Source organism: Corynebacterium sp. KPL4015 (assembly GCF_040225725.1).
GTDB classification, from domain to species: domain Bacteria; phylum Actinomycetota; class Actinomycetes; order Mycobacteriales; family Mycobacteriaceae; genus Corynebacterium; species Corynebacterium rhinophilum.
Genome location: NZ_JBEHGF010000040.1, coordinates 1 through 12,654 on the forward strand (window position 1 = coordinate 1; position 12,654 = coordinate 12,654).

At 59.4% G+C, this 12,654-nt stretch carries 6 protein-coding genes; all 6 read left to right on the top strand.

Annotated features, from left to right (window positions below; genetic code table 11):
• Nucleotides 1–266 precede the first annotated feature (266 nt).
• Nucleotides 267–2,222, top strand: a complete 1,956-nt coding sequence (locus ABRP64_RS11155; protein WP_284796917.1) for an alpha/beta hydrolase-fold protein — start codon at nt 267–269, stop codon at nt 2,220–2,222.
• A gap of 2 nt (nt 2,223–2,224) precedes the next feature.
• Nucleotides 2,225–2,752 (top strand): hypothetical protein, encoded by a 528-nt coding sequence (locus tag ABRP64_RS11160; protein ID WP_284783738.1) that lies wholly within the window; start codon nt 2,225–2,227, stop codon nt 2,750–2,752.
• Nucleotides 2,753–2,785: 33 nt separating this feature from the next.
• Nucleotides 2,786–3,706 (top strand): cutinase family protein, encoded by a 921-nt coding sequence (locus ABRP64_RS11165; RefSeq protein ID WP_284783740.1) that lies wholly within the window; start codon nt 2,786–2,788, stop codon nt 3,704–3,706.
• Nucleotides 3,707–3,765: 59 nt separating this feature from the next.
• Nucleotides 3,766–5,511: a FadD32-like long-chain-fatty-acid--AMP ligase gene (locus ABRP64_RS11170; protein WP_349866483.1), complete on the top strand. Its 1,746-nt coding sequence runs from the start codon at nt 3,766–3,768 to the stop codon at nt 5,509–5,511.
• Between the two features lie 90 nt (nt 5,512–5,601).
• Nucleotides 5,602–10,362: a type I polyketide synthase gene (locus tag ABRP64_RS11175; RefSeq protein WP_284850499.1), complete on the top strand. Its 4,761-nt coding sequence runs from the start codon at nt 5,602–5,604 to the stop codon at nt 10,360–10,362.
• The gene (locus ABRP64_RS11180) at nt 10,337–11,893 is read left to right on the top strand and encodes an acyl-CoA carboxylase subunit beta (RefSeq protein ID WP_284783745.1); all 1,557 of its coding nucleotides are present in this window, start codon (nt 10,337–10,339) and stop codon (nt 11,891–11,893) included. The genes ABRP64_RS11175 and ABRP64_RS11180 overlap by 26 nt, the downstream gene beginning before the upstream one ends.
• Nucleotides 11,894–12,654 lie beyond the last annotated feature (761 nt).

Genomic DNA, 12,654 nt, shown 5'->3' on the forward strand with positions numbered 1-12,654 from the left:
AAGGAACGCAGACAAACATAACCTGCCCCTGCACAGGGGCAGAGTTACGAATCCTGGGCTCCTTCAAGCGGAACTGCAAACAACGTAATGGGCAGGATCTATCAAGATAAATGGTGATATAACTTTGTACGGCGTGTCAGCCTTCCCAAAGCCTCAAGTTCAACTTAAACTTAAGCGCACAATAGACAGCTCACGCCGCAGGTAGCAGTCCGGAGGAGGGGAACCTTCGGAATGCGGCCGCGGTAAATTTTCAAGGACGTTTACCTATGCGCAAAAACACTTCCCCGGGCAAGGCCCGCAAGGGGCTCGCGGTAGCAGCCATGCCGACCGCCATTGCCGTTGGACTTGCCCTGCTGCCCAATGCCACCGCCCAAAGCTCTCTCGGTGACATGAGCTCTTCTCAGTCAGGCAACGGCAGCAGTCTGTCTGATCACTTTGCGCCCAAGGATCCGCCGGCCCGTACTCCAGTGGAGACCGAATATCCACAGGTGGAGGGCCTGCCGGATGGCGTAAAGATCAACCGTGTGGAGTACCTGTCCAACCGTCACCTGATGGTTTATATCCAGTCCGCAGCCATGCCGGATCACGAGCAGAAGGTGCAGATCCAGCTCGCGCGCGACTGGTATTCGCAGCCGGAGAAGAAGTTCCCAGAGGTATGGGCTCTTGATGGCCTGCGCGCCCGCGATGACGAGTCCGGCTGGACCATTGAGACCAATATCCTCAACCAGTACGCGGACCGCAACGTCAACCTCATTATGCCAGTGGGCGGCGAATCCTCCTTCTACTCCGACTGGCAGCAGCCGGATGCAGGCAAGAACTACAAGTGGGAGACCTTCCTGACCAAGGAATTGGTTCCCATCTTGGATAAGGAATACCGCTCCAACCAGAAGCGTGCGGTCACTGGGCTGTCCATGGGTGGTACCGCGGCGATCAACTTGGCGGAGCGCAACCCCCACCTGTTCGGTTTCGTGGGTTCGTTCTCTGGCTACCTGGATACGACCACCCGCGGCATGCCGCAGGCCATCATGGCCGCGCAGCGCGATGCCGGTGGATTCGATTCCCACAAGATGTGGGGCGAGCCGGGCTCGCAGGACTGGATCGACCACGATCCGAAGCTGGGCATCGAAAACCTCAAGGACATGCAGGTCTATGTCTCTGCCGGTAACGGCAAGGATGACTTTGGCAATGCCACCTCCGTGGCCAAGGGTCAGGCCAGCTTGGCCGGCATGGGGCTCGAGGTCATCTCCCGCATGTCCACCCAGACCTTCGTGGATTACGCGAAGCGCGCCAATGTGGAACCTGTGGTGAAATTCCGCCCCTCCGGCGTGCACAGCTGGGAATTCTGGCAATTTGAGATGCAGAATGCATGGCCGTACATTGCGGATGCCCTCAATATTGACAAGGCCGACCGCGGTGCGAACTGTCAGACCGAAGGCGAGATCGCCAAGGCCACCAAGGAAGGCCGCATCGGTTCCTGCCTGAATAACGAATATGACGTTGCTGATAAGGGCAAGGCACAAGACTTCGAAACTGGTACGGCGTACTGGTCCCCGGAGACCGGTGCGCATGCCCTGTACGGCCGCATTGGCGCCCGCTATGCGGAAATCGGTGGCCCTACCTCTTGGTTGGGCTTCCCGAAGTCCGATGAACTTAAGACGCCAGATGGCAAGGGACGCTACGTGCACTTCGAAAACGGTTCCATTTACTGGAGCCCAGAGACCGGCGCCTGGGAAATCACCGGCGACATGTTTAAGAAGTGGGGCGAGAAGGGCTATGAAGGCGGCGATCTGAAGTACCCGACCGGCCCGGTCAAGAAGGTGGGCGAAGGCTTTACCCAGGAATTCCAAAACGGCGTTTTGACCCGCAACCCGGACGGCAAGAACCAGGTGTCCTTTGGTGCCATTGGCAAAAAGTACAAGGATATGGGCGGTGTCGAATCCCCACTGGGCTTCCCCACGGACGGTGAGAAGAAGGTCAAGGATGGCAATGGCTTCTTCCAGGAATTTGAGCATGGCTCCATCTACTGGTCCCCAGAATCCGGTGCGCACTACATCTTGAAGGGTGCCATCATGGATGAATGGGGTAAGAAGGGCTGGGAACACGGCGAATTTGGCTGGCCCACCTCTGATTACTCCGAAATCGCAGCTGGTGGATTGAAGCAGGAGTTCCAGCACGGAACGATCAGTGAAGTCATGGGCCGCGTACAGGCTGAAAAGAAATAAGCATGCGTAAATTAGCCATCGTAGGAGCGGTCTTATGCCTCGGCTTGGCAGGGTGTGACTCTGCCACCGTGGATAGTGACTCCGGCAATGACACTTCGGTGGCGCCGCTGTCGCGTGAAAAGACCTCCGAAGAATCGACCACGAGCAGCAGCGAGTCTGCATCTAGCAGCGCTTCCTCCTCGGAGGAGCCCTCCGAGTCCAAGCACGATTCCAAGGGCTCCGCTGAGCCGCGGAACGGGTCTGGTTCCGCGAACTCCCCGGAGGACCGTGGTGCCCGCGAGATCTCTGAAATCCCGTCCGCGCAGCTGCCCAAGGAAGAGGCTGCGTATCTGGATTCGTTAAAGGATGCTGGCGTGAACGTCGATGGGGTAGAAGATCAGCTCCTCGGTGCAGGCCAGGGCGCTTGCGGCGATGATGAAATCACTATTCCCGCAGTGGCCGGGCAACTGATTGAGCAGCAACGCTCTGATAAGGACTTTGACGAGCTCACCAAGCTGCTTCAGAACAACGCACGTTCAGCCCTTTGCTAGCTTCCTTTGAGGTTTTCCGGGTACAACTAGTTCATGCGAAAAATCATTACCGTTGTTGCCGTCCTTGCCCTCCTCGTCGTCATCGGCGTGGGGGCGGTGCACTACCTCACGACCTCGGACTCGGCGGGGCCTAGCGCCCCCAAGGAGTCAGAGTCTGCAGCACCACCGGAGCAATCCCAGCCGGATTGGTGCCCGGCCGTGGAGTTTATTTCCGCGCCAGGTACCTGGGAATCCGCGGCCGACGATGATCCCCTCAACCCTTCTGCTAATCCACGCTCGTTCATGCTGTCTATTACGCAGCCGTTGCAGGAGGCTTACGGGGATAATGTAAAGGTGTGGACCCTTCCTTATACTGCGCAATTTAAAAATATCAATGCGCAGGAGGAAATGAGCTACACCGATTCCCGTGATGAGGGCACCGCGAAGATGAATGAGGAGCTGCGCGGCATGCACGATAGCTGCCCACAGACCAAGTTCATTTTGAGCGGTTTTTCCCAAGGCGCGGTCATTGCCGGCGATGTGGCCGATGACATCGGTGGTGGCGAAGGCGTAATCCCCGCAGAAAATATCGCGGGTGTGGCGTTGATTGCAGATGGACGGCGTGAAAACGGCGTGGGCCAAAACCCGGGCCACGAGCTGGGTGGAATCGGCGCCGAGATTGCCTTGGAACCCGTCTCTGGCCTCGTTCAGCCCATCGTGCCTGGAGCGACTATGCGCGGAGCGCGTCCGCACGGCTTTGGAGAGCTTGCGGATAGGACCTTCCAGATCTGTGCTCCCAATGACACCGTGTGTGATGCGCCCACCGGCGTGGGCAATGGTTTGGAACGCGCCAGGGATTTAATCGGGGCCAATGGAGTACACGCGCAGTACGCCGATAACGGCGGCGTGATTGAGGGGACTACTGCGAACCAGTGGGTTGTGGACTGGGCCCACCGTGTCATTGATGCCGTGTAACATGAGGCGCTACAGCATTGATATTTTTTAAGACAAAACCATTTACCAAAGGAGAATCGATGGATATACAGCAACTCATGGGGAAGTTCTTTGACGCCGAGGGCAATATCGCCCTTCCGACAGAGCTCACCTTGGCGGGCCTGGCCGAGACCCTCTACCAGGCAGACGCGGATACCTCGCAGGTAGTAATGCGACAGTGGCTCTACGGTGAGGAAGACACCGCCCGTAAGCTCAGCCGCCAGGAGATCAATACCCGGATCAAAGTGGTGGCAGCGCGCCTGCAACAGGTAACAGAACCCGGCACCCGCGTGGCCATCCTGGCGGGCAACTCCCCCGAGTACCTCTTCGGTTTCTTGGGCGCGATGTACGCGGGAATGACCCCGATTCCGCTCTATGATCCGAATGAGCCCGGGCACGCGGATCACCTCAAGGCGGTTTTTGCTGACTGTGAGCCCACTGTTGTGTTGACCAACCGCGTATCGGCCGCGGCGGTGCGCACCTATTTCTCCACCGAGCGCGAGCGCCCGCGCGTCATCTCCATCAATGCGCTGCCTGATTCCTTGGCGGCGTCATGGAAGCCGGTTGCTGGCGAGGGCGTGGAGTCCACCGCCTTCTTGCAGTACACCTCTGGCTCAACGCGCACCCCTGCCGGCGTGGAGCTGAGCAACCGCGCGATTTTGGTGAATGTGCTCCAAATTTTCCGGGCTGTGAACCTGCAGTTCCCGCCACGCGTGGTGTCATGGCTGCCGATGCACCACGATATGGGCATCATCTTGGCGCTATTCACCACTATTCTGGGCATCGAATTGGACATGATGACCCCGCGCGACTTCATTCAGCATCCCAACCGGTGGGTTGAGCGCATCAGCCGCCAGCCGGGTGAAGAGAAGAATACCTATACCGCCGTGCCCAATTTCGCCTTGGAATTGGCCGCGCGCTACGGCAAGGACGCGGATTTCTCCAACGTTGATGGAATCCTCATTGGTTCTGAACCGGTGACGGAACCAGCGGTGCAGAAATTCCTAGATACCTTCAGCGTCGAGCGTTCCGTGCTGCGTCCCTCCTATGGTTTGGCGGAAGCAACCCTCATCGTCGCTACCGCACAGGATAAAAAGCGCCCCGTCATTTCCCATTTCAACCGCGAAAAATTGGCGGACGGGCACGCTGTTATTGAGGAAAAGTCAGCTGCAACGGTTGCCTTCGCCTCGAATGGCCAAGGCGTTTCGTTCCAGCACCTTGCCATCGTGGATCCTGAAACCAAGGCCGAGGTCCCAGAGGGCACCATCGGTGAAATCTGGGTGCATGGACAAAATATGGCAACGGGCTATCTCAACCGCCCAGAAGAAACCGCGGCTACCTTCCGCAATACCCTGGGTGAGCGCATCCAGGATGGCCTGCCAGAGGATGACTGGTGGATGGCCACTGGCGATCTCGCCACCATCATCGAGGGCGAGCTATATATCACCGGACGGCTTAAGGATCTCATTGTCATCGCCGGGCGCAATCACTACCCGCAGGATATTGAAGGCACCGTGCAGGACGCATCCGCGCACGTGCGCCCAGATTCCATCGCTGCGTTTGCCGTGGAGGGCGAAAACTCAGAATCCTTGGTGCTCTTGGTGGAGCGCGCCGATGACGCGGATCCGTCCGGCGACGCCGCCGCCAGCGACGCAATTCGCACGGCCGTGACAAAGAATCACGGCATTACCCCGAGCGATATCGTGTGGAAGGCGCAAGGGGAAATTAAGCGCACCTCCTCGCATAAGATTGCCCGCCGCGTGGCGAAAAAGGACTACCAAGCCTAAAGCCGGATTCGGACGTTAAGTTAACAAGGTGACAAAATAGAGCGATATAGGTATTTGTCGTTCTATTAACCCCACTAGGAAAGACGGTTTATGACCATCGAGCAACTTCGTGCATGGCTGCGTGACTGGGTATCCCAGGCCACGGGCGTAGCGGCCACAGAGATTTTAGATTCCACCCCACTGGAAAACTATGGTCTTTCTTCTCGGGATGCCGTAGTGCTGTCGGGCGAATTAGAAAATCTTTTAGGCACGCGGCTCGATGCGACGGTGGCGTATGAGTACCCCACGATTGAGCTTCTAGCCAATCGCTTGCTTAATGAGCCCGCGGGGCGGCACGACGATGCACCGCGCGTGCAGCGCACAGCTCGCGCCGCGCAGGGTTCTGATATTGCAGTGATCGGCTTGTCCGGACGTTTCCCAGGCGCTAAAGATGTGCCGGAATTTTGGACCATGCTCGCTGAATCGCGCGCGGGCACGGGGCCGCTGCCGGTGGGGCGGTGGTCTGAGTACAGCGCCGATCCCGTATTGAGTGAGAAGATCGCGCAGCACAATACCGATGGCGGTTATATCGATGATGTTGCCTCCTTTGATGCGGAGTTCTTCGGCCTATCGCCGCTAGAGGCCGCGAATATGGATCCGCAGCAGCGCATCCTGCTCGAGTTGGTATGGCACGCGTTGGAGAACGCGGGCCTTCCCGCCAATGAGCTGCGCGGCACGCACACGGGCGTGTACATGGGCTCGACCAATAATGATTACGGCATGCTGATTACCGCCGATCCCACGGAGATGCATCCTTATGCGCTCACGGGTAGTTCCTCGGCAATCGTTGCCAACCGCATTTCTTATGCCCTGGATTTCCGCGGCCCGTCCATCAATGTGGATACGGCCTGCTCGTCTTCCTTGGTTGCGGTCGATCATGCAATCAAGGATCTGCGCACCGGCGCCGCCGATGTAGCGCTGGCGGGTGGCGTGAATATCTTGGCTGCCCCGCACGCCTCCACCGCCTTTTCGGAATTGGGCGTTACTTCTCCTACCAGCGCCATTCATGCTTTTTCTGATGACGCCGATGGCATCGTGCGTGCCGATGCCGCCGGTGTTCTGGTGCTCAAGCGCCTGGAGGATGCGGAGGCCGATGGCGATGAAATCCTAGCCGTTCTTAAGGGCTCTGCCGTCAATTCCGATGGTCACTCGAATGGCCTGACCGCACCTAATCCAGAAGCGCAAGAAGACGTGTTGCGCCGTGCCTACGCGGACGCGGGCGTAGCACCCGAGGATGTGGATTATGTGGAGGCCCACGGAACGGGCACCATCTTGGGAGATCCCATCGAGGCTAGCGCGCTCGGTCGCGTGCTGGGTACTGGGCGTGGGATGGAATCGCCCGTCCTCTTGGGCTCTGCCAAGACCAATATCGGCCACTCTGAATCCGCTGCGGGTGTCGTGGGCCTCATCAAGGTCATCGAGGCCATGCGGCACGATATTATCCCGGCGAATATCAATTACTCCGGGCCCAATCGCTATATCGATTTCGTGGGCGAGCGCCTCGAGGTCGTTGAAGACCCGCGCGAGTGGCCGGAATACTCCGGGAAAAAGGTGGCCGGCGTATCGGGCTTTGGCTTTGGCGGCACGAATGCCCACGTCGTCTTGACGGATTACCAGGGCACCCCGCGCACCAGTGATCCGCAGTTGTCCACCGGAACGGTGGCGTTGCCGGTCTCTGGCCTCTTGCCGTCTCGCCGCGCGCGTGCGGCGGGCCTGCTCGCGGATTTCTTAGAGGCAGAGCAGCCAGACTTGGCAGATGTAGCGCGCACGGTCGCGCGCCGCAACCACTCGCGCTCGCGCGCCGTCGTCATGGCTAGCTCGACTGAAGAGGCCATTAAGCGCCTACGCCAGGTGGCTGAGGGCAAGGTGTCTGTTGGCATTGCGGCCGCGGATTCCCCGCAGGTGCAGGGGCCGGTCTTCGTATATTCAGGCTTTGGTTCCCAACACCGCAAGATGGCGAAGGACATGATCGCCCTCTCACCGCTGTTTAGTACGCGGCTGAAAGAACTCGATGCCATCGTGGATTTCGAGTCAGGCTGGTCCATCCTGGGCATCGTTGAAGACGATTCCCAAACTTATGACACGGAAACGGCGCAGGTTGCCATCACCGCCATCCAGATCGCGCTGACGGACCTACTGGCCTCCTTCGGCGTGCGTCCGGCGGGCGTTATGGGCATGTCCATGGGTGAAATCGCCGCGGCCTATGCCGCAGGTGGAATTTCCGCGCGGGATGCGATGATTATTGCCTGCCACCGCGCGCGCTTGATGGGCGAGGGAGAGGCATCGCTAAGCGATGCCGAGCAAGGAGCCATGGCCGTCGTCGAGCTATCCGCCGAAGACATTGCCGCCCTCGATGCATCCATCGAGCCAGCCGTCTATACCGGCCCCGGCATGACCACCGTGGGTGGTCCGCGCCAGGCGGTACTGGAGTTGGTGGAAAAACTCGACGATGAAGGGAAATTCGCCCGCGCCCTCAACGTGAAGGCCGCGGGGCATACCTCTGCCGTCGATCCGATTTTGGGCGAACTCGAAGCAGCCATCGCCGGCATGGAGGCCCGCCCGCTGCATACGACGCTCTTTTCCTCCGTGGATAAGGGCGAGGTCTACCGCCCCGGCACCACCGTCCACGATGAGGATTACTGGCTGCGCATGACCCGCTACCCGGTGTACCTGCAGGACGCTACGGAACAAGCATTTGCCGCAGGGCACACTCAGCTGGTGGAGATTTCGCCGAACCCAGTGGCGCTCATGGGGCTTATGTCTACGGCGTTTGCCGTGGGCAAGGCCGATGCGCAATTGCTGTATAGCTTAAAGCGCAAGGTGGACCCTACCGAGTCTTTGTTGGATTTGTTGAGCAAGCTCTACGTGACGGGAACCCCGGTGAATTTCGCCGCCGTAGTGGGCTCGGGCTCGCAGGCAGAAGCGCCGTACACGCAGTTCAACCGCCAGCGTTTTTGGACCAATGCGCGGCCTTCGGCCGGGGTCTCCGGCCTGCCCGGTAACCGCGTGAACTTGCCGGAGGGCAAGGTAGCCTTTTCCACCAACGCGGATCAGGCCCCGTCCACGCTGGCCATCGTGGAGGCTGCCGCAGAAGCGGTACAGCCTGGGGCACACATCGTGGCCGCGGAGGAACACCGCGATCTCCCGCCGTACGGGGAAATTACTACCGTCGTCACCACGTCCATTGGTGGAATGTCCATTGCCGTCTATAGCGTGCAGGACACGCGCACTGAGCTCTTGGCGGAAGGTTTTGCCTCCGGCCTGGATTTGGGCGCGGGCGCGATCCCTGGGGTGGCGGCGGTGCCAGAGGGCAACGCCGGCACGGAGACGGCTGCCGAGGAGGAGGATGTGGATGCCGTGCGCTGGGATCCACGGCAAGAGACCGTCGAGGACCGCCTGGCGCTTATCGTGTCCGAATCCATGGGCTATGACGTCTCGGATCTCCCGCGCGAGCTGCCGCTGATTGACCTGGGCCTCGATTCCTTGATGGGCATGCGCATTAAAAACCGCGTGGAAAATGACTTCCAGATTCCACCGCTGCAGGTGCAGGCGCTTCGCGATGCCTCCTTGGCAGACGTCATCACCATGGTTGAGGAGGCCGTTGCTGGCGGTCGCTTAGATAACAGTGACGCTAGCGCCGACGCTGCACCGGCGGCTACAGAGTCCGCGCCCGCAGCAGACGAGACTGCGGAGGCCTCAGAGCAGGGCGTGGGCATTGCCCCGCGCGATGCCTCTGAACGCATGGTCTTCGGCACGTGGGCAAGCATTACCGGCAAGGCCCCGGCGGGCGTGACCTCGCCGCTTCCGGAAATCTCCGAGGAAGTGGCAGCACAGATTGCCGAGCGTTTGCGCGAGCGCGCCCACATCGATGTCACCGCGCAGCAGGTCCTCGACGCCGAAGCACTGGAAACCTTGTCTGACCTGGTCCGTGAGGGCCTCGAGACCGAGGTGGAAGGCAATATCCGCGTCCTGCGTGAGGCCGATGGGCCCGCCGTGTTCATGTTCCACCCGGCCGGTGGAACCACGGTTGTCTACCAACCGCTGACTCGCAGGCTGCCAGCGGATGTCGCCGTCTACGGCGTGGAAAGGATTGAGGGCTCCTTAGAAGAGCGAGCCGCCGCTTATATCGAGGACATCGTTCGCTATGCGCGCGGCCGCAAGGTCGTCCTCGGCGGTTGGTCCTTTGGCGGCGCTTTGGCCTACGAGGTGGCCTACCAGCTGGCAGAGCGCAGCAAGCGTGGGGAGGAGAGCGCAGAGGTCGCCTTCATTTCCTTGCTCGATACCACGCAGCCGTCCCACCCGGCACCGGATACGCTGGAGGAAACCCGTGCCCGGTGGGAGCGTTACGCCGCCTTTGCCAAGAAGACCTACGGCCTGGACTTTGAGCCGCCGTACGAGATGCTGGACACCATGGGCGAGGACGCTCTGATGACCATGCTGGCGGAATTCTTGGCCACGACGGATGCCTCCGAACACGGCCTTTCCGCCGGCGTCTTGGAGCACCAGCGCGCGTCCTTTGTGGATAACCAGATTTTGGCCAAGATCGATTTCCACCGCTGGGCCGATGTCAGCGTTCCCGTGCTGCTTTTCCGCTCCGAGCGGATGCATGACGGTGCGATCGAGCTAGAGCCGCGCTACGCTGAGGTTGATCCGGATGGCGGCTGGGGCGTTATCGTTAAGGATCTAGATATTGTGCAGCTGCCCGGTGATCACTTGGCAGTGCCGGACGAGCCAGCCATTGGCACCGTGGGCAAGCATATGAACGATTGGATCGAGGAGAAGATACGTGGCGGCCAAGCAAACAACCGCTGAGAAACTCGCTGACTTGCGCAAGCGCCTAGATGAGGCGCAAGATCCAGGCAGTGAGCGTTCCCGCACACGCCGCGACGAGGCAGGCCGTACCACTCCTCGCCAGCGCATCAACGAGCTCTTGGATGAAGGTTCCTTTGTCGAAACTGGTTCCTTGGGCAAGACTCCGGGTGACCCGGAGGCCATCTATTCCGATGGCGTGGTCACAGGCTATGGCCGCGTATCCGGCCGGCCCGTATGCATCTATGCTCACGATAAGACGGTCTACGGCGGTTCCGTGGGTGTCACCTTTGGCAAGAAGGTCACCGAGATCATGGATATGGCCATCAAGATTGGCTGCCCGGTCATCGGCATCCAAGATTCCGGTGGCGCTCGCATCCAAGATGCGGTGACCTCGCTGGCCATGTACTCCGAAATTGCCCGCCGCCAGCTGCCGCTATCTGGCCGCAGCCCGCAGATTTCCATCATGATGGGTAAATCCGCCGGCGGTGCGGTCTACGCGCCGGTGACCACAGACTTTGTCATCGCGGTGGATGAGGAAGCGGAAATGTATGTCACCGGTCCCAACGTCATCCGTGAGGTTACCGGTGAAGACGTCACCTCCGCTGAGCTCGGCGGCGCCCGCCAGCAGGAGCTGAACGGCAACGTTTCCGCCGTGGTGGATTCTGAGGAAGACGCCTTTGACATGGTGCGCGATATTTTAGATCACCTGCCGCTGACCTGCTTTGATGAATCGCCGACTTTCCCCGCGCCTTCTGATGCCGAAATCACCGAAGACGAGGATCTAAATTCCTTCATGCCGGATGACACCAATGCCGGTTACGACATGATGGACCTGCTCACCCAGCTTGGCGATGACGATGAGATCATCGAAATCCAGGAAAACTTCGCGCCGAATATGATCACCGCCTTTGGCCGCATCGACGGCAAGACGGTGGGTTTTGTGGCCAATAACCCCATGCACTTGGCCGGGTGCATTGATGCCGATGCCGCCGATAAGGGCGCGCGCTTTATCCGCATCTGCGATGCCTACAATGTTCCGCTCGTCTTCGTAGTCGATACGCCGGGCTACCTGCCGGGTGTGGAACAGGAGAAGGTGGGCCTGATTCACCGCGGTGCGAAGTTCGCCTTCGCGGTCGTGGAAGCGACCGTGCCAAAGGTCTCGCTCATCGTGCGCAAGGCCTACGGCGGCGCCTATGCCGTCATGGGGTCGAAGAACTTGAGCGGCGATATTAACTTGGCGTGGCCTACCGCGCAGATCGCCGTCATGGGTGCTGCCGCCGCCGTGGTCATGATTGCGGGAAAGCAGCTTGAGGCCGCCGAGACCCCAGAGCAGCGCGAGATGACCAAGAAGATGTTCATGGACTTCTACGATGAGACCATGACAGCACCCTACGTGGCAGCGGAACGCGGCTACCTCGATGCCATGATTCAGCCAAATCAATCGCGCATTGCCCTGCGCCAGGCGCTGCGGCAATTGGCCACGAAGTCGGCCCATGACCTGCCCAAAAAACACAATATTGCGCCGATGTAACGCGGTTGCATGCCGTCGCGATACCTAAATAAGAGTTTCGTGACAGTTGAAGGAGAATACCTTGTTTGCTTTGTCCAGCGCATTTGACCTGATCGGTGAAATCATCGGCTACGCTTACTGGGCGTACAACCAGTTCGCAGCTGGCCTGCCCATCAACGTGCCGTTCTAAGTTAAGAACTTTTCACACGGATTTAAGGCTCCGAGGCTTTTTAGCCGCGGAGCCTTTTCATGGCCTGGGTTCACTTGAGTTCAGAGGGTCGTTGCAACACTTTTCCTTAGGAGGGTGTTGTTGTGTCTGGGGTTGTTGGCCCTTTTTATTCGTTGTCTGAATCGGATCGTCGTGGCTTGGTTGCCATGGTTGGCAGTGGGCGTAGCGTTCGTTCTGCGGCTGGTGAGCTTGGCTGTCATTACAGGCATGCTCTGAATTTTTGCCATGCCTACGGATTGCCGGTCGTGCATAAAGCCAAACAAGTTGATCGCCGCGGGAGCCAGGCTTTCCAGCTTGTAGATCTCGTCCAAGGCGGATGTTCGGTACGCCAGGCCGCCAAAAGGTGTGGGATGCATCTTACCGCCGCGTATGCCGTCGCTATGGACGCTGGGTGCCATATCCGGTTAAGTCGGTATGTCCGGAAAGTCTGAGGTTACCCTCGTTTAGTGGACACCCTATTAGTACGGATCTTGTGTTGAGGTTACCCTCGTTTAGTGGACACCCGATTAGTACGGATCTTGTGTCCGTAGGAGAGGATGTTCATTGTGAGTTC